This is a genomic window from Streptomyces sp. S465 (assembly GCF_026898115.1).
GTDB classification, from domain to species: Bacteria; Actinomycetota; Actinomycetes; order Streptomycetales; family Streptomycetaceae; genus Streptomyces; species Streptomyces luomodiensis.
The window spans coordinates 4,421,566-4,444,324 of the sequence record NZ_CP114036.1 but is presented as its reverse complement, the minus strand read 5'-3'; the positions used below and the strand labels follow the sequence as shown (position 1 = coordinate 4,444,324).

General features: G+C 68.9%; 20 protein-coding genes and 3 pseudogenes. 11 read left to right on the top strand and 12 right to left on the bottom strand.

Annotated features, from left to right (window positions below; all coding sequences use genetic code 11):
- The first annotated feature begins 84 nt into the window (after nucleotides 1–84).
- From N6H00_RS18660 to N6H00_RS18650, 3 genes are all read left to right on the top strand, one after another.
- The gene (locus N6H00_RS18660; RefSeq protein ID WP_268972895.1) at nucleotides 85–846 is read left to right on the top strand and encodes a phosphoglyceromutase; all 762 of its coding nucleotides are present in this window, start codon (nucleotides 85–87) and stop codon (nucleotides 844–846) included.
- Between the two features lie 209 nt (nucleotides 847–1,055).
- Nucleotides 1,056–1,295, top strand: coding sequence for a colicin E3/pyocin S6 family cytotoxin (locus tag N6H00_RS18655; RefSeq protein ID WP_268972894.1), 240 nt, complete (start codon nucleotides 1,056–1,058; stop codon nucleotides 1,293–1,295).
- A 336-nt stretch (nucleotides 1,296–1,631) separates the two neighbouring features.
- The gene (locus N6H00_RS18650) at nucleotides 1,632–2,627 is read left to right on the top strand and encodes an ImmA/IrrE family metallo-endopeptidase (RefSeq protein WP_329618687.1); all 996 of its coding nucleotides are present in this window, start codon (nucleotides 1,632–1,634) and stop codon (nucleotides 2,625–2,627) included.
- Nucleotides 2,628–2,688: 61 nt separating this feature from the next.
- Here N6H00_RS18650 and N6H00_RS18645 read toward each other — a convergent pair.
- From N6H00_RS18645 to N6H00_RS18625, 4 genes and pseudogenes are all read right to left on the bottom strand, one after another.
- Nucleotides 2,689–3,900, bottom strand: a pseudogene (locus tag N6H00_RS18645) (tyrosine-type recombinase/integrase).
- A gap of 7 nt (nucleotides 3,901–3,907) precedes the next feature.
- Nucleotides 3,908–4,309, bottom strand: a pseudogene (locus N6H00_RS18635) (replication initiator); the annotation flags it as partial.
- A gap of 179 nt (nucleotides 4,310–4,488) precedes the next feature.
- Nucleotides 4,489–5,064: pseudogene (locus N6H00_RS18630) on the bottom strand (transposase); the annotation flags it as partial.
- Nucleotides 5,065–5,134: 70 nt separating this feature from the next.
- On the bottom strand, nucleotides 5,135–5,326 hold the full coding sequence (locus tag N6H00_RS18625; RefSeq protein ID WP_268972893.1) for a hypothetical protein: 192 nt from the start codon (nucleotides 5,324–5,326) through the stop codon (nucleotides 5,135–5,137).
- Nucleotides 5,327–5,475: 149 nt separating this feature from the next.
- Between N6H00_RS18625 and N6H00_RS18620 the strand changes: the two genes are divergently transcribed.
- The gene (locus tag N6H00_RS18620; RefSeq protein WP_268972892.1) at nucleotides 5,476–6,639 is read left to right on the top strand and encodes a hypothetical protein; all 1,164 of its coding nucleotides are present in this window, start codon (nucleotides 5,476–5,478) and stop codon (nucleotides 6,637–6,639) included.
- Nucleotides 6,640–7,245: 606 nt separating this feature from the next.
- Here N6H00_RS18620 and N6H00_RS18615 read toward each other — a convergent pair.
- Both N6H00_RS18615 and N6H00_RS18610 read right to left on the bottom strand, forming a co-directional pair.
- The gene (locus N6H00_RS18615; RefSeq protein ID WP_268972891.1) at nucleotides 7,246–8,019 is read right to left on the bottom strand and encodes a GntR family transcriptional regulator; all 774 of its coding nucleotides are present in this window, start codon (nucleotides 8,017–8,019) and stop codon (nucleotides 7,246–7,248) included.
- A 3-nt stretch (nucleotides 8,020–8,022) separates the two neighbouring features.
- The gene (locus tag N6H00_RS18610) at nucleotides 8,023–8,535 is read right to left on the bottom strand and encodes a GntR family transcriptional regulator (RefSeq protein ID WP_443073227.1); all 513 of its coding nucleotides are present in this window, start codon (nucleotides 8,533–8,535) and stop codon (nucleotides 8,023–8,025) included.
- A gap of 194 nt (nucleotides 8,536–8,729) precedes the next feature.
- On the opposite strand from N6H00_RS18610, the gene N6H00_RS18605 reads away from it, so the two are divergent.
- Together N6H00_RS18605 and N6H00_RS18600 are read left to right on the top strand one after the other, a co-directional pair.
- Nucleotides 8,730–9,134: an ATP-binding protein gene (locus N6H00_RS18605; protein WP_268972888.1), complete on the top strand. Its 405-nt coding sequence runs from the start codon at nucleotides 8,730–8,732 to the stop codon at nucleotides 9,132–9,134.
- Complete coding sequence (locus tag N6H00_RS18600) at nucleotides 9,131–9,421, top strand: hypothetical protein (protein ID WP_268972887.1); 291 nt, start codon at nucleotides 9,131–9,133, stop codon at nucleotides 9,419–9,421. Before N6H00_RS18605 ends, N6H00_RS18600 begins: the two co-directional genes overlap by 4 nt.
- A 30-nt stretch (nucleotides 9,422–9,451) precedes the next feature.
- Here N6H00_RS18600 and N6H00_RS18595 read toward each other — a convergent pair whose 3' ends face one another.
- A complete protein-coding gene (locus N6H00_RS18595) occupies nucleotides 9,452–10,324 on the bottom strand; it encodes an NAD(P)H-binding protein (protein WP_268972886.1) in 873 nt (290 codons plus the stop codon).
- A 115-nt stretch (nucleotides 10,325–10,439) separates the two neighbouring features.
- Between N6H00_RS18595 and N6H00_RS18590 the strand changes: the two genes are divergently transcribed.
- From N6H00_RS18590 to N6H00_RS18580, 3 genes are all read left to right on the top strand, one after another.
- Nucleotides 10,440–11,183: a TetR/AcrR family transcriptional regulator gene (locus N6H00_RS18590; protein WP_268972885.1), complete on the top strand. Its 744-nt coding sequence runs from the start codon at nucleotides 10,440–10,442 to the stop codon at nucleotides 11,181–11,183.
- Nucleotides 11,184–11,355: 172 nt separating this feature from the next.
- The gene (locus N6H00_RS18585) at nucleotides 11,356–12,141 is read left to right on the top strand and encodes a GntR family transcriptional regulator (RefSeq protein ID WP_268972884.1); all 786 of its coding nucleotides are present in this window, start codon (nucleotides 11,356–11,358) and stop codon (nucleotides 12,139–12,141) included.
- Nucleotides 12,142–12,143: 2 nt separating this feature from the next.
- Nucleotides 12,144–12,902: a glycosyltransferase family 2 protein gene (locus N6H00_RS18580; RefSeq protein ID WP_268972883.1), complete on the top strand. Its 759-nt coding sequence runs from the start codon at nucleotides 12,144–12,146 to the stop codon at nucleotides 12,900–12,902.
- Between the two features lie 12 nt (nucleotides 12,903–12,914).
- Here the strand turns inward: N6H00_RS18580 and N6H00_RS18575 are convergent, their stop codons facing one another.
- From N6H00_RS18575 to phoU, 5 genes are all read right to left on the bottom strand, one after another.
- Nucleotides 12,915–13,814 carry an FkbM family methyltransferase gene (locus N6H00_RS18575; protein ID WP_268972882.1) on the bottom strand — a complete coding sequence of 300 codons (900 nt, stop codon included), beginning with the start codon at nucleotides 13,812–13,814 and terminating at the stop codon, nucleotides 12,915–12,917.
- 304 nt (nucleotides 13,815–14,118) lie between these two features.
- Nucleotides 14,119–18,225: an nSTAND1 domain-containing NTPase gene (locus N6H00_RS18570; RefSeq protein ID WP_268972881.1), complete on the bottom strand. Its 4,107-nt coding sequence runs from the start codon at nucleotides 18,223–18,225 to the stop codon at nucleotides 14,119–14,121.
- A gap of 573 nt (nucleotides 18,226–18,798) precedes the next feature.
- On the bottom strand, nucleotides 18,799–19,029 hold the full coding sequence (locus tag N6H00_RS18565) for a hypothetical protein (RefSeq protein ID WP_268972880.1): 231 nt from the start codon (nucleotides 19,027–19,029) through the stop codon (nucleotides 18,799–18,801).
- Between the two features lie 149 nt (nucleotides 19,030–19,178).
- Complete coding sequence (locus tag N6H00_RS18560; RefSeq protein WP_268972879.1) at nucleotides 19,179–19,316, bottom strand: hypothetical protein; 138 nt, start codon at nucleotides 19,314–19,316, stop codon at nucleotides 19,179–19,181.
- A gap of 111 nt (nucleotides 19,317–19,427) precedes the next feature.
- Entirely contained in the window at nucleotides 19,428–20,114 is a 687-nt protein-coding gene (phoU, locus tag N6H00_RS18555; protein ID WP_268972878.1) for a phosphate signaling complex protein PhoU, read from the bottom strand.
- Between the two features lie 410 nt (nucleotides 20,115–20,524).
- Here phoU and N6H00_RS18550 point away from each other — a divergent pair, with 410 nt between their 5' ends.
- Together N6H00_RS18550 and N6H00_RS18545 are read left to right on the top strand one after the other, a co-directional pair.
- Entirely contained in the window at nucleotides 20,525–21,832 is a 1,308-nt protein-coding gene (locus tag N6H00_RS18550; RefSeq protein WP_268972877.1) for a sensor histidine kinase, read from the top strand.
- Entirely contained in the window at nucleotides 21,829–22,509 is a 681-nt protein-coding gene (locus N6H00_RS18545; protein WP_037960596.1) for a response regulator transcription factor, read from the top strand. The genes N6H00_RS18550 and N6H00_RS18545 overlap by 4 nt, the downstream gene beginning before the upstream one ends.
- Nucleotides 22,510–22,759 lie beyond the last annotated feature (250 nt).

Sequence of the window (22,759 nt, the reverse complement as noted above, 5' to 3'; positions counted from 1 at the left end):
TTACCGACCCCGCCCCCACCCCGCCACCGAATTGACGGGGTCCGTCAACCGAGCCGCTCAGGCCGGTCCAGTAGGCTCGACGACATGGCCGACGCACCGTACAAGCTGATCCTCCTCCGCCACGGCGAGAGCGAGTGGAACGCGAAGAACCTGTTCACCGGCTGGGTGGACGTCAATCTGAACGAGAAGGGCGAGAAGGAGGCCGTCCGCGGCGGTGAGCTGCTGAAGGACGCCGGCCTGCTCCCCGACGTGGTCCACACGTCCCTCCTGAAGCGCGCGATCCGCACCGCGCAGTCCGCCCTGGAGGCCGCCGACCGCCACTGGATCCCGGTCCGCCGCTCCTGGCGGCTGAACGAGCGCCACTACGGCGCGCTGCAGGGCAAGGACAAGGCGCAGACCCTCGCCGAGTTCGGCGAGGAGCAGTTCATGCTGTGGCGCCGCTCCTACGACACCCCGCCGCCCCCGCTCGAGGACGGCGCCGAGTGGTCCCAGAGCGACGACCCGCGCTACGCGACCATCCCGCCGGAGCTGCGCCCGCGCACCGAGTGCCTCAAGGACGTCGTCGAGCGCATGCTGCCGTACTGGTACGACGGCATCGTCCCGGACCTGCTCACCGGCCGCACGGTCCTGGTCGCCGCCCACGGCAACTCGCTCCGCGCCCTGGTCAAGCACCTCGACGGCATCTCCGACGCCGACATCGCGGGCCTGAACATCCCCACCGGCATCCCGCTCTCCTACGACCTGGACGCCGACTTCCGCCCCGTCAACCCGGGCGGCACCTACCTCGACCCGGAGGCCGCGAAGGCCGCCATCGAGGCGGTCAAGAACCAGGGCAAGAAGAAGTAAACCGACGCCAGTAAGCCCCCTACCGGCGGTTTCTCCGCGAGTAGGGGGCTTATTGCTGGGCTGGGGCCGTCCCTGGGCCGCTGGACCAGCGCGATGGAAAGCTGACGGCACCGACCCGATGCGTTGTTGAGGCGCTCGCCCTGGGTTCTGAGATCAGATGTGTGCCGTGCGTGTGCAAGTGCCGTGCGTAGCCGATACATTGAGTTGTCGTGGTCTACGCCCCTATGCCAGCGAACTGCTTCCTCAGAAGCCCGCGCTACCGCAAGGAGTTCAAGTACGGTGAAGAGCGATGGGTCGACCAAATATCAGGGCTCATCTATACCTGGGACGGCGAGCATGGCGGAGAAGTCGAGGTTTTTTCCAAAAGGGGAAGACATCGAGGTGTAGTCGATGCCGTGACTGGTGAGTACGTTAAGGACCCAGTGAACGGGAGGAGGATAAGTGTCTAGTAGTAGCGAGTCCGGACGAGAGAATTTCGTCTCAGCGGCACTGAGTGGGCGTGCTTCTGTCGATGATCTTGATGATTACATCGACGACTGGCACGACGAGGGAAGCGATCTTCCTCTTTATGAATACCTGGGGATGACACGAGACGAATATCGGCTCTGCACGGAGCGCCCCGAGGCTCTGCGGCTGGTCTTGTCTGCTCGGAAAAAGGGTAGGCCATTCACAGAGGAAATCAAAGCGGCTGCCACTGCACAATCCGGCTATGCTCTTGCGGCTCGGTCTGGGTCTGTGGAGCAGGCTAAGGGAGTTTATGACTGGCTGGTTAGGAGGGGGCGAGTCTGAGCGCTCCCGCCACCCGGGCGAGGGTCCTGATAGGTAAACTAGGACTCATTCCGCCTATCGATATTGAGGCGCTGATTTGTTCCAAGGCTGAGCTGGAATGGGATGAATGGCCTTACGACTGTGACGCGATTACCTTTCTTGATCGCGCTCGCCCTCTTGTTGTCGCCCATAGTGGACGCACGGATGCACGCAAACGTTTCACGTTGGGGCATGAACTTGGGCACATCGAACTAGCCTGGCATACGAACATGGTCGAGTGTTCGCCCGAAGCGACCAATATTGAGATGGCGAGCAACTCATTCGAAATCGCCACGCTGGAGCGGGAGGCTAACGAATTTGCATCGCATCTCTTAGTTCCTCCGGCATGGCTTAAGCCAGTGACCAGCGGGATCTCTCATTTTGATGGAGGTCAAGCCAAGGCGGTTCTGGCACACTTGGCGAAAGCTGAAGTCTCCGCAACGGCAGGGCTTATAGCACTGGCTCGTATCCTGCTTCCCGGGCACGCATTTTTCGTTGGATCAAGCTTCTCCCTTAGTCCTGGGACTCCCTGGCCGGGGGAACGTCCTCTGTCATTGGCGGCACGCATTAGGTATCTTTCAAGCGCTCACAGTGTCCTTGAGATTGAACATCAGGGTGTGCGGGTCACCTGGGCTCAAATGTATAGCCCAGTAATCGCTCCGAGGCTGTCAAGTGATGATACGCGCACCTCTACCCAAGTGTTGAAAGACATAGCTGCACGAGTTATAAGCGGAAAAGATCCGTACCCAATTGTTCAGTCGGTGAGCGGTGTGGTTGGTGGAGTAACTAAAGATGTAGATCGCGGGTGGACGGCCGAGTCCATTGCTGCCGTTGTCTCCCAACGCATCTCTCAGAACACCAAACTTGCACCGTTGGCGGCCGACCCTGAGTTCGGAATATTCGTGATCAAAAAATCGACCGAGGTTATGTCTAAGCGTGCACAACGCGTGACCTTCAAGAACGATATCGGATGAAGCGCGAAGACGGCCGATCCAAGGGGCACCCATTCTCGGCCGCCGAACCACAGTCATTGCGCTAGAGATTAAAAATAGCGGAGATTGCCTTCCGAGTCCGCTCCTGACTAGATGGCATCAGATGAGCGTACACGCGGAGCGTCAGGCCGGGATCCGAGTGGCCGAGGTACTCGGCGAGAGCCTTGATGTTCTCCCCGGCGTCCAGGAGCACCGACGCGTAGAAATGCCGCAGCGCGTGCATGCCGTTCTCGCGGGACTCCGCGTATAGCTGGCCCTGCTTGGGCACTGGGATGACCCCGGCCGTAGCCAGCGCCGGTTTCCACGCCTCCTCGTTGAGCGACGTACGCCAGACGTGACCGCCACGTGGCCCAGTGAAGATCAGTCGCTTGGTCACCGGGGGACCGTCGGCCACCTTCCACGGCAAGGTGATCTCGACCGGCGGAAACCGCTTCATGTGCTCCCGGAGCGCCTCGGTGACTGGCCCGGGCAGCGGTACGTGCCGGAGCTTGCCGCCCTTGGGCGGAGCGAACATGGCCTTGCTGCGGCTCAGCTTCAGTTGCTGGACCACGTGGAGCGTGTCCGACTCGAAGTCGATCGCGTCGGTGGCCACGCCCAGGATCTCGCCCTGACGGAGCCCGCAGCCGCCGCCCAGGTCGACCATGGCCTGATAGCGCTCCGGTATGGCAGCCGGACGGCGAAGAGACGTTCCGACGTCCACGGGATCACGCGCTTCGCGTCAACCGTTGGGGGCCGGACCGAACGGGCAGCGCATGGGTTCCGGGGAAGATGGCCATCGTCCACGGCCGCACTCAGGGCAGCACGCACGTTGGAGTAGATCGTTCGCGCATACGACCCCCGGATGAAGCTGAGGCACCCAGTCCCGGATGTGCGCAGGCTGGAAGGAACCGAGCGGACGCGTGCCCAGATACGGGAAGGCGTGAAGTCGAAGCTGCGACTCCATCGAGGCTTGTGTGTTCGGATCGGCACCCTGGGTGGCCACTCAGCGTTCGCCGTACTGCTGGAACGTGATCCGAGCGGTGCGGGGGTCGATGTACTGCCCTCGCGCCATATCCGCCTTAACGTGGGCGAGCCACTGATCGGCAAGCCGCTTTTGCCAGTCGGGGAAGCTCTTGGACTTCTCTGTACCGTCCGGACCAACGTACCGAGCGCGGTAACGGAGCCCCGATCCATGGCGCACCGTCTTGACCTTGCGTACCTTCCCGTCCGGTCCAGTCTCGGTCGTGTACCAGCGATCTTGGATGTGCTCGGCCATCAGGCAAGTGGACGGCGCCGTGCTTTTGGTACTCGGCGACCTTGGCGAAGGACAGTCGGGCGTGGTTGCGGAGGGCTCGCTGGCTGAGTCCGGCCCGCTTGGCGACTTCCCGCCGCAGGTAGATGGAGAAGCGCCGCCAGAGCATGCCCGCGTGGGCGGTCCAGAGCACCGCGGATTCGTAGTCGTACCTGTGCGGGGCGAACGGTGTGCCAAGGGCGTCGTCGTCCTGGTCGTGGCGGACGCCGCAGCAGCACCGACGGACCGTGCCAGCCGGGTCGGTAAGCCGGTTGTGGACGGGGCCGAAGCTGGGTGCGGTGAAGGTGGCGAAGACGCGGGGGTGGGTGGCGACGTCTTCCGGGGTGCCTTTGCCGCCGCGTAGTCCGGCGGTGATCAGGTGGAAGGTGTCCGAGAGCTGCAAGGTTGCCGAGTTGGGGCAGCGGCGGCGGGGTGGTGCGAGTTCAAGGCGGCTCGCTCCGCTCACCGCGCGCGGCCCGGCCCCCGGCCGGGCCGCCGCTCATGTCTCCGCCCCGCTCCAACCCGGCCGGTGCCCGTACCGCGCTCACAGCAATCAGCTTCCTAATGCTGTTGTCAAGCAGCCGTCGTGACCGGCGGCGTGGCCTCGTAGCACCGTCGATCACGGATGAGGGCCCAGATGACGTTGATGGGTCGGCGGGCGAGGGCGAGCACGGCCTGGACGTGCTTTTTCCCTGCGGCGCGTTTGCGGTCGTAGAACTTCCGCGAGTTCGGGTCGTAGCGGACGCTGACGAGCGCCGAGGTGTAGAGGACGCGCTGGAGTCGTCGGTGATAGACGAGCGGCCGGTGAAGGTTGCCGCTGACCTTGCCCGAGTCGCGCGGTGCGGGGGCAACGCCGGCGAAGGCCGCCATGGCGTCGGGGGAGTCGAAATCGTCGAGGCTGTCACCGACGGCGGCGAGGAACTCGGCGCCGAGCACGGTGCCGATGCCCGGGACGCTCAGGACGATGTCGGCGGGTTCGTGCTCGCGAAACCGGCCCTTGATGAGCTTGTCCATCTCGGCGATCTGCTCGTTGAGGGCCATCACCTCCTCGGCCAGGGTGTGGACCAGCTTGGCGATTGTCTTCTCCCCGGGGACGGAGGTGTGCTGGCGCTCGGCAGCCTCGACCGCAGCCTCGGCCAGAGATCTGGCAGCGAAGGGTCCGCCGACTTCATCGGCGGACCCTCCCGAAAGATCGAGGCTAGTCACTTGCGCGGGAAGGTCACAGGGTCCGGGGGACGAGGAAGTGACAGTCCAAGATCTTGCGGGCTTCCTTCCGGCGGGAGCGGCGAGGGTGGAGCAGGGCGACGCCGACGATGACGATGTACACGGTGATCCAGATGTGCAGGGCCGTGATCAGTGCCCAGGGCAGGGGGCCGGTCGTCGGGAAGAGGTCGGTGAAGGTGATCAGCATGGGTTCTCCTGGTTCGTTGCCGGGCCGTGTAGTCCGGCGGTTCCCCAAGAGCACCATGTGCGGCACACCTGGCCTTGGTGAAGGTGGGAAGGCTCTATATCTCTCCCAAAGCCACGTCCTCCTGTGGCGGGAGTGGGTAGGTTCGCGCCATGTCTTCCACGGGTGGTCCGGTATCCGCTGATCAGCAGCTCATCGACCACGCGCGCCAGTACGGCTACGGGGTGTCGATGAAGCAGCTCGCGTCTTGGCGCCGGGCGGGTTTGTTGCCAAGGCACACGGTGCGGGCACTGGGCCGGGGTCGGGGGAGTGCATCGGTTCCGGTTGACGAGGCATTCGGCTTGGTCGTGGCGCTCGCCCGATCAGCCCGGCGTGGCGCTCGGCCGTTTCATCTGGCACTGGCCTTGTTCGGTGAGGGACATCCGGTGCCGGAGGATGCAGTGCGGGGAGCGTTCGGGCAAGCCGTCCGGGGTCTGGGTACCGTTCTCGATGAGGAGGGCCCGAGAGGCCGGGAGGACGAGGGGGAGTGGGCGGAGCGTGTCGCCGACGAGGTGGTCGCCTCCGGCCAACGGGTCCGGCTCGTTCCCGCTCGGGCCCGCCGGATCGATGAGGGGATCATCCGATGCATGCGTAACCGGGGTGTGGTGTGGCCTCCGCCGGAGCTGGCTGAACTGGACCGGAACCCAGAGCCTCCGAATCTGTCCGACGGGGACGTCACGGCTGCGGCAGTGACCACGGTGCTGCGCGGGGGGGCCGTCATCACGCCACAGGGAATCGGTGATGTGCTGCGGGCCATGCAGCCTGCGGGGTGGTACAACCCATGGGCGTCTATGGCTGAATACACAGTCGAGGACGTCCCGGATCTTGCTGAGGAGGTGTTTCCCCCCGATGGCGGTATGAGCACCCTCCCCGACCGCCCTGTTCTCGACACCCTGCTGTGTCTGGCGGAGACAGCGACCCTGGACGATCTGCGAGAGGCTTGGGAGGCAAGCGGAGCGACCCGGGAATGGGCTATGGACCTGTGCGTGCGGGTCGAGGCGGAGATTGAGGCCAACGTGCTGGATGACGCGGCCTACGAATGGCTGATGGGCAGAACCCTTGCGCCGGGAATGCTGCTGATGGCCGATGTGAGTAGTCGCTACTGGTCCCCGGCGGACCAAGCGTCGGCGTCCGTGGGTCTGTTGATGATGCGGCAGGCGCTCCGCTGTCTCGACGAGAAGGTGCCCGGCTGCCAATGGGTGCTGCTCGAATCCCCCGCCGTAATGCCACCGCCGCTGCTGCCGTTCTTCCGGGCCAGTCTCGCCCGCTCCGGGTGAGACCCAGCCTCGCGCTTCTACGAAGCGGGCTGTCCAGCAGGCGGTCAGGAGAGCAGAGAGTAACTCTGAACAGCAATTCTCGTTGTCGCGGAGACGCTCTCCCACACGACCACTACAGCGCAGCGTGCGTACAGGCACATGTCGCCCGACTGCTCGCTCTGGTCGGCGGCACCGGCAGCGTGGCGGAGGCCAGTGGGAGCACAGCGAGGAACACGCGCACGTGGCCGGCTGGCGCCCCCGCCGTCGTGGCTGACTGTCGTCAGCTGAGCTTCAGACGAGGCGCGTCGAGGGCGCCAGCCGTCAGTCGAGCGCGCAGAAGCTGGGCCGTCTCTGGGCCGTCCAAGGCTGCTCGGCAGTGGCCAATGACGACCAACGACGACCACCAGGCGCACGTGTCCACCGACTCTGAGCAGCGGAAATGCAGGTCACCGAGATCCCCGGCAAGTCTCAGGGCAAGAAGAAGTTCGCCCCCACCTTCAAGCTCCCTACCTGCGGGTTCGCCGCTGGTAGGGAGCTTTTCGCTGTGTCTGGGACGGCGTCAGCGCACTGTCCTGGCCCGTGCGGGCGCAGCGCCGCTCCGAAGATCGGTGCGCAAAGAGGGGGCGGTCAGGAGGGGGTGAACTCGTACTGCAGCTCGTAGAGGTGGCCGGCCTTGGCCATCACCGTGGCTTCGATGGGGCGCTCGTCGTCGCTGTAGACGACGCGTAGCGTCCGCAGGACCGGTAGGTTGCCCGGCAGGTCGAGGACCGTGTACTGCTCCTGGGTCGGTACGCGGGCGGAGACCTTGTCGACGCTGAGGCGGGGCGGGTAGCCCAGCTCCGCGAGGAGGGCCGGGGTGCCGCCCTTGATCTTGCGGTGGTCCATCATCGCCGTCCCGCGAGCCAGCTCCAGCGGGTAGTACGACTTCACCAGCTCCACCGGCTCGTCGTCCAGGAGCAGCACCTGCGCCCGCAGCAGGGCCGTGCCGTCCTCGGGGAGGCGCAGTGCCTCGGCCACGTCGGCGGGCGGGCGGATCTCGGTGACGTCGAGGAGCCGGCTGCTTCCGCGCGCCTGGTGGGCCGCGGCCTCGCTGATCCATCGATACGGTTCGCCGGGCGCGGCCGGGGCCATGTAGGAGGCGGGTCGCATGGTGCGCTGCCGGTGCTCCCGTACGGTGACCGCCGCTCCGGCGCGGCCGACTGCCAGCCCTTCGTCCTTCAGCAGTTGCAGAGCCTTCTGCACAGTCGCGTTGGAGGCGGTGAACCGCTCCTTGAGCTGGGCGGTCGAGGGAAGCTTGGCGCCCGGAGGGAGGTCGCCGGACATGATCTCGTCGCGCAGGTCGGCGGCGATCCGTTCATGCAGCGACCGCCGGTCGACCGCGTCCTGTTCGGCCTTCGGCACAGCTCATCCCCTCTCGAGTTCATAGCGCAGGCGCTGGCGCTGGGCGGGCATGGTGATCAGGTCAGCCTGAATGGCCCGGCCATCCCCGTCGAGAACGACCCGCTCCAGCCACAGCACCGGTTCCTCCGCACCGGTTCGCAGCAGCTCCCGCTCCTGTACGTCCGGCATCCGGGCTGTCACGTCCTCCCGCACCCGCCGTCCTTCGTGCCCCAGCTCGGCGAGCAGCGCTACCGCTCCTCCACGGATCTTCGCGGTGCCCGCGAGGCCGGTGCCTGCCGCGATATGTGCCGGGTAGTAGGAGTCGGTCAGCTCGCACGGTTCCTCGTCGAGGTACATGATCCGGCGCCGTACGACGACCGTGTCCCCGTCCTCGAGTCCCAGAAGACGGGCCACGACAGGCGGGGCGGACACCTCCCCGGCATGCAGGATGCGCTGCGTTCCGCGTCGCCCGCGCGCTGCCGCTTCCTCACCCCATGCGTCGCCCCGACCGCCCGCCGCGGGCCGTAGATAGGGCATTGAGGAACTGATCCACGCATCGCTGGCCACTGAGCCCCTCCTCAAGCGTGATCGACACTCGCCGACCGACCTTGCCGCTTTACACAGTAAGCGACCCCATGGCCACTACTCCTTCGAGCCTACCTAGCTACCTTTCGTGAATAGCGATAAGGTGCTTTCAGCTCTCGCACCCAGCTCTGAGGTGGTGACTCGCTGTGTCCCTGACGCGGCAGCAGTTCTTCACGCGACGCAGGCCATCCATTCGTGCAGCGCGACAGTTCGTCACCCTCACACTGTCCGAGTGGGGTTACGCCGACCGCCTGGACGAGATCCAGTTATGCGTATCGGAGATCGCCACCAACGCCCTCCTGCACGGTGTGCCACCAGGTCGACTGTTCCGGGTACGGATCGAGGCAGCCGAGGAAGAGGTGCGCATCGAAGTACGAGACTCCGGCCCCGGCCGCCCGGCCACCCAATCCCCGCACGCGGACAGCGAGAACGGCCGTGGCCTGCTTCTCGTAGGCGAACTCGCTGATGCGTGGGGCGACATCGAGCACACGGTCGGCAAGACGGTCTGGTTCACCGTCAAGACCGCGCAAGCCCAGGGGGCCGTCGGATGACGGCCGGGCGCGACCACAACGACGGTTGCGACCTCGACCGGCTCCACCGTGACGAGATCACCGTGGCGATGAACTGGGTGATCCGCGCCTGCCAGGACGTCATCCGCGACCACAGCCGCAAGGCGAACTGGGTCCCCATCAGTACTCCTACAGGCACGGCACCGACTACGGACCACCTCATCCAGTCGGCCCGCACCGACGTACTCGGCCAACTCCAACGCCAGATCGACGGCGTCGAGGCCATCATCGGCAACGCGGAGCACGAACGCGCCAAGATGAAACGGTGATCGCGTGAGCCTCGCGGCCCGGCCCGACGGCTACCGGACGGCGGGTGCGAGGACGTCGTGGCACCAGTGGAGGAAGGTGGTGGGGGACGGCGTGGCGGAGGCTGCCTCGGCTTCGTAGATTCCGTTGTTCTGGGCGCGGGCCATGTCGGCCAACCCCTGTGCCCAGGCGTCGCTCATCCCGTACCGCATCATGTGGGCCTTGTAGTCGGCCATGCCGGCCTGCTGGAAGGTGACCGGTTTGCCGAGGGTCTCCGAGATGGTCCGCGCCATCTGGGTGGGCGTCAGTGCGTCGGGGCTCAGTACCGGAACGCTGTCCTGTCCGGTCCAGGTGTTGTCGAGCAGCAGCCGGGTCGCGGTGGTGGCGATGTCCTGGGTGGCGACCAGGTGCAGGGGGCGGTCTGTGGCGTTGGCCAGGAAGAACGTGCCCTGGTGCTTGATGGTCTCGGCCTGGGCGAGGAGGTTCTCCATGAAGAACGGCATGCGCAGGGACCGGTAGGCCACCCCGGTCCGTTCGATCAGGTCGTCCATGGCGAAGGCGGGCGTGAGCAGCCCGGCGTCCTCGCCGTAGTCGGCCCCCAGGCTGGAAACGCCGACGATCCGCTGGACACCCTGCGCCGTGGCGGCCTCGCAGGCGGGGCGGGTGAAGCCGAGGTAGTGCTCCATGGGGTCGTCGGTGGAGGGGTTCGGCGGGACCAGCCACAGCACGGCGTCGGCCCCGGTGAACGCCTTGGTCAGCACCGCGGGATCGTTGTGCGAACCCTGGACGACTTCGACGCGATCGCGGATCTGGGCGGACAGCCGGTCCGGGTCGCGGGCGATCACGCGGATCGCTTCCGTACCGCCGGTCAGGCTCTCGAGAACCTGGTGGCCGATCCGGCCGGTCGGGGCCGTAATGACGATCATGTGCTGCTCCTGTTGGTCTGCAAGGCGGCGCGGCGCCGCTGTTGCTTCCGGTGGAAACATAGTGATGGTATCAGTGGAACTATCGACGGAACCCTCGGAAAGGTATCGTTGATACATGACGCCACGTACGGGCGGCGGAGACGGCGCCGCCGACGCATCCGACACCTCGGCCACGGGCCGCGAGCAGACCCGCCGGCGGATCATCGAGGCCGCCGTCGGTCTTCTGGAGCGCGGAGGGCGTGACGCGGTCACCACGCGCGCGGTGGCCGAGGCGGCGGGGCTTCAGCCGCCGGCCATCTACCGGCTGTTCGGCGACAAGGACGGGCTGCTCGAAGCGGTGGCCGAGCACGGCTTCGCCACATTCCTCGCGGCCAAACACGTCGACCCCGACCCGCGGGACCCCATTGAGGACCTGAAGGCCGGTTGGGATCTGGCGGTCGAGTTCGGTCTGGCCAACCCCGCCCTGTACGCACTGATGTACAGCGGGCCCGCACGGCCCGCGTCGGCCGCCTTCGAGCTCGGTATGGAGATCCTGATGGGCCGCGTCAGGCGCCTCGCCGTCGGCGGCTGGCTGCGCGTCGACGAGGAGCTGGCGGCCCAGATCATCCACGCCACGGCGCGCGGCGCCGTGCTCACCTGGCTGTCCCAGCCCGAGGACCGGCGCGATCCGGCGCTGCTGACCACGCTCCGGGAAGCCATGGTCGCCGCCGTCACCAACCGGGAGCCGGCCGTGCGGGACGCGGGCCCGGCCGGCGCCGCCCGCACCTTGCGCGCCACACTGCCCGAACAGACCTCCCTCAGCGGCGCGGAGCAGCGGCTGCTGCGGGAGTGGCTGGACCGACTGGCCGCCGACGGGTGAGGTCGGCATCCGACGGGTGAGGCGGCGCGATGGCAAAGCCTTCGTGAGCTTCTTCGCGAGTCTCTTTTGCGAGTTCCTTCGCGAGTTCCTTCGCGAGTTCCTTCGCGAGTCCTCAAGACCTCTTGAGGACTTACCCTGAAACCGTCCCCACCACCGAGGACGGTGAGCACGCATGGCCAAGTACGAGCAGATCGCGGATGCCCTGCGGGCCGGTATCCGTGCGGGCCGGCTGCTCCCCGGGGAGCGGCTGCCGGCCGAGGACAAGCTCGCCGTGCGGTACCGGACCAGCGTGCCGACGCTTCAGCGGGCGCTGTCGGAGCTGGTGGCCGAGGGGCTGATCGACAGGCGGCACGGGGTGGGGACCTTCGTCCGCACCCCGCGCCGGCGGATCGAGCGGAACAACGACCGGCACCAGTGGGAGAAGGACCGGGTGCGCCGGCCGAAGGCCGAACGGCTGCGGACCGGGTCCACCGAGCACGACACCGGGCTCGAGGTGACCGATCTCGCCTTCCACGCCGAGTACCGGGACGCGACGGCCGACGAGGACCTGGCGTCCGTCTTCGGCATTCCCGTGGGCACGCGGCTGCTGGAGCGGATCTACCGCACCAACTGCCGCGCGGAGGACGCGCCGTTCGCCCTGGTGCACTCATATCTGGTGCATGACGTGGTGGCCGCCAACCCGGATCTGCTCGACGCCGCCAATGAGCCCTGGCCCGGCGGCACCCAGAACCAGCTCTACACCATCGGCATCGAGCTGGACCGCGTAACGGAACGGATCACGGCCCGGCCCCCGACGGTGGAAGAGGCCGACCGACTCGGTCTCAAGAAAGGTGTATCGGTGATCCTTCTGCGCAAGATCTGTACGGACACCGGCGGCCGGGTCGTCGAGGTCTCCGACGTGACGCTGGCCGCGGACCGTACGGAACTCGTCTACACGACTCCCCTGAAGAGGTGGTGACCATGCCGAACACCATCACCGTCATCACCGCGGTCCACGCCCCGGGCGCCGAGTATCTGCCGGACGCCTACAAGTCGTTGCGCGAGCAGGAGCTGCCGGACGGCTGGGACTGGCAGTGGGTGATCCAGGAAGACGGTGAGACCGACGCCGTACGTCCCTACGTCCCCGACGACGCCCGCGTCAGCTTCGGCCAGGGCCGGTCCGGCCGGGCCGCGATGGCCCGCACGATGGGGCTCTCCCGCGCCGAGGGCGAGTACGTCAAGGTGCTGGACGCCGACGACATGCTCACCCCCGGCGCCCTCGCCCGCGATCTGCGCGCGCTCACCGAGAACCCCGATCTCGGCTGGGCCACCTCCCGCGCCCTGGACCTCCTGCCCGACGGCTCCACGGTGGGCTTCGAGGGCGACCCGCCGCAGGGCCCCATCGCCCGCGGCGCCGTCCTGGACTTCTGGAAGGCGAACGGCTACCGCGCCCAGGTCCACCCCGCCACCCTCTTCCTGCGCCGCGACCTCCTCCTGGCCCTCGGCGGCTGGATGGCCCTGCCCGCCTCCGAGGACACCGGCCTGCTGATGGCCCTCAGCGCGGTCAGCCGCGGCTGGTTCACCGCCGAGACCGGCCTGCTCTACCGCAAGTGGCCCGGCCAGGTCACCAGCCACGCCGCCCACACCGACGAGGCCGAGCGCCGGGCGCGGTTCGCGGTGGTCGAGGCCAGGGCCCGCGTCCTGGCGGGTATGGACGGCTGGCGGTACGGAACGTCCTGAACGAGGCGTTTCTCAGGGCAGGGTCTCGGCGTCGACCCGGGAGAAGATCAGGTCGCTCTCCTCGGCGACCGGTCCCCGCCACCGCACCGGCACCTCGGGTGCGTGCCGCAGCGCGGCCGGGTAGCTGCCGGCCGCGTAGTCGTTGGCCAGGCGGTAGACGTGGAAGCCGTGTCCGCGCAGGACGTCCAGCAGCTCTTCGACGGATTCCCCCAGCTCGGCCATCCGCTGTGGAGTGACCTCGACGGTCAGTTCCGCGTCCGGGCGCAGGTTGTCCAGGAGGGGCGCGAGGCCCCGGACCACGCCGCCTTCCGCGCCCTCCACATCGACCTTGATGACCCTGGCCCGGGAGATCTCCGTTTCGGTGAGGAGGTCGGGCAGCGGGCGGGCCGCGATCTGGAAGGTGGACTCGGCCGGGCCGTCGTAGGGGACGATGCTGTTCGCTCCCATGTTGCGCGAGCTGGCGAGAACGAAGGTCAACAGCTCGTCGCGGTCGGACACCGCGGCGTTGAGCGCGCGGATGTTGGCGCATCCGTTCCGCCGCGCGTGCCCCAGGAGGATCTGGTGGAACCGCGGCGAGGCTTCGACCGCCACCACCTTCCCGCCGCGCCCGACGAGGCGGGAGGCGAGGACGCTGTAGTAGCCGATGTTGGCCCCGACGTCCACGAAGACGTCCCCGGGCCGCAGCCGGCGCTGGAGCCAGCGCGTCATATGCGGCTCCCAGACGCCGAAGAGGTAGAGGTACCGCTGGATGAGGTCCTGGGTGTCGACGGCGAAGGTGGCGCCGAAGCGCGTACGGGCCATGCGGTGCAGGGGGCGGTCCCGCAGCGCGGCGTTCAGGCGGCGCTCGACCAGGGCCCGCTTCCCCGCGCTCCATGGGGCATGGCGGACGTACTCGCGGCCCAGGTCCAGCACGGCCTGATCGAGCCTGTGCGGCCTGTCGAGCCTGTGCGGCCTGGCGGGCCTCTCGGGCCTGTGGGGCCTGTCGGGCCTGCGTGTCACGGGGGATCTCCAAGTCATGAAGGTGCGTTCTCGGTCCGGTTCCCGGCGCTCGCGCCGGGCCTCCCCCTGACATGGAAGCGCCCGACCGCTGGCGACGGGGGATGCACCAGCGGTCGGGCTGTACTTAAGAGTAACGCGGCTTCTCGCATATGGCAGCCGACTCCTCGGTCGCGACGCGGAGTTGTGATCGCGATCACGCGATGTCCGGGCAACATGATCATCGGCCGCACGGCGGCGCGTACGACAGACTGGGCAGGTATTCGTGCCATTTCTCCCGGGTCAGAACGCCCCGGGTCATCGAGCAGATGCGGTGGGCGGCCCGGTCGACGTCCAGATTCCACAGCCGGACGGTGCCGGCGCCGCTCGACACCCCGAGCATGCGGCTGTAGGGGCCGAAGGACAGGAAGTTGCCCGTCTTGGCGTTGGGGCTCATCGACTGGCCGATGGGCGCGGCCTCGGACGGGTCGGTGATGTTCCACAGCCGGACCGCGTTGTCGTTGCCGCCGCTCGCCAGGGTGCGGCCGTCCCGGCTGAACGTCAGCGACACGATCGCATCGGTGTGGCCGGTGAGCGGCTTGCCCAGCCGGGTGGCCTCGGACGGGTCGGTGACGTTCCAGAGCCGGACCGTGTTGTCGTCGCCGCCGCTGGTCAGCGTCCGCCCGTCCGGGCTGTAGGCGAGCGCGTTGATGGGCCCGAGGTGCCCCGTGAGCGGCGCGCCCCGCCGGGTGGTGTGACGGGGGTCGGTCACGTTCCACAGCCGGATGGTGTTGTCCGCGCTGCCGCTGGCGAGCGTGCGGCCGTCCGGACTGAAGAGGAGGGTGTTGACGTAGCCCCGGTGGCCGGTGAGACGTGCGCCGAGCCGACGCACATGGGACGGGTCGCTGACGTCGTACAGCTGGATGGTGCGGTCGTCGTACGCGCTCGCCAGGGTGCGCCCGTCCGGGCTGAAGGCCAGCGCGCCCGCGAACCGGGTCCGCAGCGCGATGGGCGATGGATAGGCGACGGGGTGGGCCGGGTCGGTGACGTTCCACAGCCGCGCCTCGCGGTCTCCGGTCATCATCGCGAGGGTGTGGCCGTCCGGGGAGAACGTCAGCTCGCGCACCGAGCCCTTCCCGGGCCGGAACGGCTTGCCCAGCGACACCGGCCGGTTGGGATTCTCCACGTTCCACAGCCGGAGCTTCTCGTCGCGCCCGGCCGTGGCGAGCACGCGCCCGTCCGGACGGAACACCCCGATCCGCCCGACCATGTCCGATGTCGGCAGCGACCACAGGCGGACCATGTTGTCGCCGGTGCCGGTGGCGAGGGTCCGGCCGTCGGGGCTGAAGCCGAGGGCGTACATCTCGCCGCTGCTCCCCGCGAGCGGCTCGCCGACCTGCGACGGGTACGCCGGATCGCTGACGTTCCACAGGCTCGCCGTACTGTCCTGGCTGGCGGCGGCGAGCATGGTGCCGTCCGGGCTGAAGGCCACGGACCAGATGGGGCCGGTGTGGCCGGTGAGCGGCGAGCCCAGCGGCTCCGCGTGACGCGGGTCGGCCAGGTTCCACAGCCGGACGGTGTTGTCCGCGCTGCCGCTGGCGAGCGTGCGGCCGTCCGGGCTGAACGCCACGGAGTGGACCAGGTCCGAGTGGCCGGTCAGTACGGTGTCGATCCGCTTCGGGTGACGCGGGTCGGCCATGTTCCACAGCCTGATCGCGCCATCGTCGCCGCCGGCCGCCAGCGTCCGGCCGTCCGGGCTGAACGCCACGGAGCGCACGGCGGCGGTGTGGCCGGTCAGCGCACCGAGCGCGGTCGGGCGGTCCGGGTCGCTCATGTTCCACAGGCGTACGACGTGATCTTCGGTGGCGGCGGCCAGCGTCCGTCCGTCCGGGCTGAACGCGACCAGGTAGATGGTGCCGTCATGCCCGGACAGGGGCTCACCGAGCGGACGCGGGTGGCCGGGGTCCCGTACGTCCCACCGGCGGATCGTGCCGTCGTCGCCCGCGCTGGCGAGGGTGCGGCCGTCCGGGCTGAAGACCGCGCTGCTCACCCAGCTCGTATGGCCGGTGAGCGGTGTGCCCAGCCGTTCGGGGCGGGTCGGGTCGCTCACGTTCCACAGCCGGACGGTCCGGTCGTAGCTGGCGGTGGCCAGGGTCCGCCCGTTCGGACTGAACGAGGTGAGGTAGACGGCGCCGGTGTGGCCGAGCAGCGGAGTGGCCAGCGGCGCGTTCACCATCGAGATCAACCGGCTGTTGGTGCCCTCGTCGTCCGGCCGCATGCGGTGGGCCACCATGGCGAGCTGGGCGGACAGCGACGGATCGGTGGACTGGAAGCGGTCGGCTTCGGTCACCACCTGCTCGAACATCGCGTCGTCCCGCTGCTGCCACGCGACCACCGCCGCACCGGCGGCCAGCACCGCCAGGACGACCAGGGCGGAGACCGCGCCCCGGCTGAGCCAGACGGTGCGCCGGCGCAGCCTGACCGAGGCGGCGAGGAACTCCACCGCGCTCCTGGTCAGAAAGGTGTCACCGGCCGACTTCGCCCAGGTGTGGGCCTGCTCCAGCCGAGAACCCCGGTAGAGCAGTGAGCTGTCGCGGTTCGAGCCCTCCCAGGCCCTGCCGTCCTCCTCCAGCCGCTGGCGCTGAAGGTGGTCGTTCCGGTCCTCGTCGATCCAGTCGCGCAGCCGTGGCCAGGCGTGCAGCAGCGCCTCATGGGTGATCTCCACGGTCTCCGCGTCGAGTGTCACCAATCGGGCGCGGACCAGGGCTTCGAGCGATTCCTCCGTCTTGCCCGGGTCCGTCGACTCCGCCGCCAGCTGGCGCCGCGTCCCCCGCCTGCGGGTGGCCGCGGTGTCCTCGCCCAGCCGGACCAGCCGGAGCAGGAGCAGCCGCGCGGCCGTACGGGCCCCCGGGTCGAGGCCGGTCCAGGCCCGTTCGGCGGTCGCCGCCACCGCGCCCTGGATGCCGCCCGCCGCGCGGTAGCCGGCCAGTGTCAGCCGGCCCGCCTTCCGCCGCTGCCAGGTGGCGAGCAGGGCGTGGGAGAGGAGCGGCAGCACCCCCGCGTCATGCGTCCCGCGCGGACCGTCGGCGCTCACCTCCCGGACGATCAGCTCCGCCAGTCCCGGTTCGAGCTCCAGCCCCACGGCCTTGGCCGGGCCGGTCACCGCCTCGCGCAGCTCCGTGGTGGTCAGCGGGCCGAGCACCATATGACGGTGTTGCAGGGCGTCGGCCAGTTCGGGGTAGACCAGGCACTGCTCGTAGAAGTCGGCGCGTATGCCGAGGACGACGAGGACGGGGGGCGGCTCGCCCGGCCCGGCGGGCGTGCAGGCGGCGTGGAGGAGCTGGATGAGCGTGCTCCGGTCCCTCTCGTCGGAGCCGAGGGTGAACGCTTCCTCGAACTGGTCCACGATGACGACCGGACGGCCGGTGGGGGACGTCCCGCAGGCCGCCCCGGGTTCCGTCCCGGCGTCGGCCCTGGGTTCCGTCCCGCGTTCCGCCCATGCCGTGACGGCCTCCCGCACCGCGTGCGCGAACCGCGCGGAGCCGTGCTCCGCCTCCGGTTCCTTGGCCGCCGGTTCCTTGGCCGTCGGTTCCTTGGCCGTCGGTTCCTTGGCTGTCGGTTCCTTGGCGGAGGAGATGACAGGGGCGAGTTCGGGTATCCGGCGGGCCAGCTCCGCGAGCGGATCGGCCCCCGGCACGAGGTGCAGCACCTCCCTCGCCGGGCCGTTCCCCCCGCCCGGCGCGCCGCTGTGCAGCGCGGGCACCAAACCGGCGTTCAGCAGGGAGGACTTCCCCGCCCCCGAAGCGCCCACCAGCATGACCAGGCCACCCGTCCGCTCGGCCGCGCGCAGCTGGGCGACCAGGGCCTCCGTGCTCCGCTCCCGGCCGAAGAACCACCGGGCGTCCTGCTGCCGGTACGACGCCAGCCCCCGGTACGGGCACACCCCACCGGGCACGGCCGGGGATTCGGGGGAGGGCCGTTCCTCCTCCGTGGCCAAGGCCGCGGGGCGCTCACCGACCGGATCGGCCACCGCGCGCCCCCACAGGCGCTGCCACTGGACCAGGTCGTACAGGCCCGTGGACACCGGCACCGGCCGCAGGCGCCGTGCCTCGGGAATCAGGACGTGCAACACCGCCGCGAGGGCGGCGAACTGGGCGGGTACGTTCTTGGCTCGTCGCCAGTCGCTGATCCGCTGAGCGGAGACCCGTACGGGCCGCCCTCGCTCGTCGGTCCGCTGAAGCCGGACGACCGCATCGGCCACGCTCTTGAGGGGAGGGTTACCGGCCTCCTTGTACAGCAGCGCGAGACGTTCCGCGAAGGCCGTGCGTGCCCCTGAGTCGGAGCTCAAGGTCCCCTCTCCTTCTTCCCCCGCACCTGTCGACTTCCGGACCGGAAAAGTCACTTTATACGGCTGACCTGCGGCGAAGTCGGTGGTCCGATACCGGAACCTCCTCGGCGGGAGGCACAACTGGCAGGATCATGCCCCAGTCGCGCATCCACTACTAGCCACTTGGCCAGGCCACCAGCTCGGGGCCCGCGGAGACAGCCCATGGCACCGCTCGTTCTCGGACAGCTTTTGCCGAAGTGACGAGACGGCGACGCCGGGCACGTCGCGAGCGCTCGGGAGGTCTGTGGAGCCGGTCCCGGTCCCTTCCGGACGGCTGCCGCATCGACCACGGGCCCGGCCTCTCCCCGATCCGCACCCGTACGGCGCGGATCGACACCGCTGCACCGTTCGGCACCGGTCCCCACGAGGGGAGGGACCGGCGCCGGACGGTTGTGGCATGCGGTTGAGGCGGACCAGGAAGCGGACCAGGCAAGCCGATCAACGGAGCCGGATCAGCGCGGCCCGGTCAACGGGGCCCGATCAGCGCGGCCCAGCCAGGCAAGCCGGACAGCGAACCCCGATCAGCCGATCAGGTCATCTCGGCGCGGCCGGCCAGTCGTCGGAGCTGCCGCCGTGCCATTCGATCAGCTCGGGGTTGTCGAGGGGGGCGTCCTCTTCCATCAGACCCGCGCGGTGCAGGAGCCGCCGGAGCTCGTCCGGGCTCACCACCACTCCGACGTCCTGGCCGTCGATCAGCACACGGCGGCGGCCGTCGAGCGGTTCGTCCACTACCACGCGAGGCGGGGCCGGGGTCTTGTCCTCCATAGGACCAGGCTCGCCGCTCCCGGCGCCGTCCGCACCTCGGGCGGACGGGGACCCCGCACCTCGGCCGGGAAACCGCCGCCACAGGAGCGCCACAGGACAGAGGGCCTGGGACCGGTCACCGGTCCCAGGCCCTCTGTCGTAGGGGTCGGTCAGCCGCAGCAGCCGCCGCATTGGCAGGGGCCGCCGGACTGACAGCCGCAGCCGCAGCCCGAGCCGCAGCCGCAGGCGCCGACCGTGGAGCCGCCGGGGTGGGCCGGACGGGGTTCGGGCTTGGAGAGGTCCGCCATGAGTCGCCTCCTCGGGAGGGGGTCACGTCACTGCCGCTCATGGTGCCGACGACCCGGCGGCCCCGCGCAGGGGCGCGTCGACGGCGCGCGGAGGCACGCCGTCGCGGACGCTCACGCCCCTTCGACGGTGCTGACCGCGTCCTGTGAGGCGATCTCGTCGGCGTGCTCGCCGGTGACCAGGTAGACGACGCGCTTGGCGACCGAGACCGCGTGGTCCGCGAACCGCTCGTAGTAACGGCCCAGCAGCGTCACATCCACCGCCGTCTCGATGCCGTGCTTCCAGCGGTCGTCCATCAGGTGCTGGAAGAGGGCGCGGTGCAGTAGGTCCATCGCGTCGTCGTCGTGCTCCAGCTGGAGCGCGAGGTCGACGTCCTTGGTGATGATGACCTCGGCGGCCTTCGCCATCAGCCGCTGGGCGAGCTGGCCCATCTCCAGGATGGTGGCGTGCAGGTCGTGCGGCACGGCCGTGTCCGGGAAGCGGAGCCGGGCGAGCTTGGCGACATGCTGCGCGAGGTCGCCGGAGCGCTCCAGGTCGGCGCTCATCCGCAGGCTGGTCACCACTATGCGCAGATCCGTGGCGACCGGCTGCTGTCGGGCGAGCAGGGCTATCGCCCGTCCCTCCAGGTCCCGCTGGAGATCGTCGACCTTCTCATCGGCCGCGATGACGCTCTCGGCGAGCTTGAGGTCCGCGTCCAGAATGGCGGTGGTGGCACGGCCGATGGCCGAACCGACAAGCCGGGCCATGTCGACCAGGCCGTCCCCGATCGTGTCCAGCTCCTCGTGGTACGCGTCCCGCATCACTGACCTCTTTCGCCGACTCTCACTGATGGGCCTTGACGGATTCCGATGATCCCGGTGGATCGCGAGGGATCCCGTGGACCTCGTGGACCTCGATTGGATCTTTCGTTTTCTTTCGTTCCGAAGGATCGTCGCGGGCTCACTGACCCGACCGTGGGCTCGTTGACCCGAGGTCCCCAGACTCCCACGCTCCGGTCGTAACGCGTCCGGTTCCGGCACCGGGCGTGAACCACACCTGACCCCCAGGTGAACTCTCGGTAGCGCGGTCCGGGCGCCACCGCGCGCCATCCGCCTGCCGAAACGTCCGTAGTGAACCGATACCGACGCCCCGGTGAACTCTCGGCAACGTCTGCCTGAGGGGATCGCCTCGGGGCTGTGGAGGTGTCTTGCCGCCCGCATAACCTGGACGCATGAACGTGAACGCGGCGATCGCCGCAGTGGCGGCGCTCGCCGGGTTGTGCACCGGCGTCATCGCCATGCTGGCGTTCCGCTGGAGCGAGCGCGAACAGGCGAAGCCTACGCGCTCCTCGCTGCACACCGACGCCGTGCTGCCGCCCGGCGTGGACACCGTTCTCTCGGTGCTCCGTTCCTCGGCCGTCGTCCTCGACGAAGCGGACTCCGTCGTCAAGGCCAGCTCGGCCGCGTACGCCCTGGGCCTGGTGCGCGGCGGCAAGCTCGCCGTCGAGCCGATGCTGGCGATGGCCCGCGACACCCGGCGGGACGGCGAGATCCGGCAGATCGAGCTGGACCTGCCACGGCGCGGCACCGGCCGGGGCGGTGACGCGCTCGCCGTGTCCGCCAGAGTGGCCCCGCTGGGCTCCCGGCTGGTCCTGCTGCTGGTGGAGGACCTCACCGAGGCCCGCCGCATCGAGGCCGTACGACGCGACTTCGTCGCCAACGTCAGCCATGAGCTGAAGACCCCGGTCGGCGCGCTGTCCCTGCTGTCCGAGGCCGTGATGGATGCGTCGGACGACCCCGAGGCGGTCACCCGCTTCGCCGGGCGGATGCAGGTCGAGGCCACCCGGCTGACCAGTCTGGTCCAGGAGCTCATCGACCTCTCCCGGGTGCAGAACGACGACCCGCTGGAGGACGCCGAGCCGGTCCGGGTGGACGAGCTCGTCGCCGAGGCCATCGACCGGTGCCGCCACCAGGCGGGCACCAAGCAGATCACGATGGCCACCGGCGGCACCGCCGATCTCCATGTGTGGGGCAACCGGGGTCAGCTGGCCGCCGCGCTCGGCAACCTCGTCGAGAACGCGGTCAACTACAGCCCGGCCCGTACCCGCGTCGGCATCGCCGCCCGCCGCATCCCCGCGACCGGCGGGGACCTGATCGAGATCGCCGTGACCGACCAGGGCATCGGCATCTCCGAGAAGGACCGCGAGCGGATCTTCGAGCGCTTCTACCGGGTCGATCCGGCCCGCTCCCGGCAGACCGGCGGGACCGGGCTCGGGCTCGCCATCGTCAAGCATGTGGCCGCCTCGCACGGCGGGGAGGTCACCGTGTGGAGCGCCGAGGGACAGGGCTCCACCTTCACCCTGAGACTCCCGGAAGCCGGTGCGGCACGGGACCGGGACCGCTCGCGGAGCCAGGCGCGCGAGTCGAGCGAGTCGAGCGAGTCGTACGACACCGGAGCAGACCTCGATGGCGAGGACCACGACCGGCCGTACGAGACCTTCACCAATGAACCACTCTCTGCCCCGGAGGTCCTTCCGTGACCCGAGTTCTGGTCGTCGAGGACGAGGAATCGTTCAGCGACGCGCTGTCGTACATGCTTCGCAAGGAGGGATTCGAGGTCGCCATCGCGACGACCGGCCCCGAGGGTCTCGACGAGTTCGAGCGGAACGGCGCCGACCTGGTGCTCCTCGACCTGATGCTGCCCGGCCTGCCCGGTACGGAGGTCTGCCGTCAGCTGCGCGGCCGGTCCAACGTCCCGGTGATCATGGTGACCGCCAAGGACAGCGAGATCGACAAGGTGGTCGGTCTGGAGATAGGCGCCGACGACTACGTGACCAAGCCCTTCTCCTCACGTGAACTGGTCGCCCGGATCAGAGCCGTCCTGCGCCGCCGCGGTGAGCCGGAGGAGGTCACCCCCGCCGCCCTGGAGGCCGGGCCGGTCCGGATGGACGTGGACCGGCACGTGGTCACGGTCGGCGGCGGCAAGGTGGACCTCCCGCTGAAGGAGTTCGACCTGCTGGAGATGCTGCTGCGCAACGCGGGCCGGGTGCTGACCCGTATGCAGCTGATCGACCGGGTCTGGGGCGCGGACTACGTGGGCGACACGAAAACCCTCGACGTCCACGTCAAGCGGCTCCGGGCCAAGATCGAACCCGACCCGGGCGCGCCGCGCTACCTGGTGACGGTGCGGGGTCTGGGTTACAAGTTCGAGCCGTAAACCGGTCTTGGTGTCCGGGTCGGCCGGACGGAGTCCGGCGCGGCGTCTCGAAGCCCGTGAGGCCCGCTGGGGCCGAGCGGTGCGAGGGATGCACGGGGAGGGGGGTTCGAGCCCGACCCGGGCGCGCCGCGCTACCTGGTGACGGTGCGGGGTCTGGGTTACAAGTTCGAGCCGTAAACCGGTCTTGGTGTCCGGGTCGGCCGGACGGAGTCCGGCGCAGCGTTCCGAAGCCCGGGAGGCCCGCTCGGGC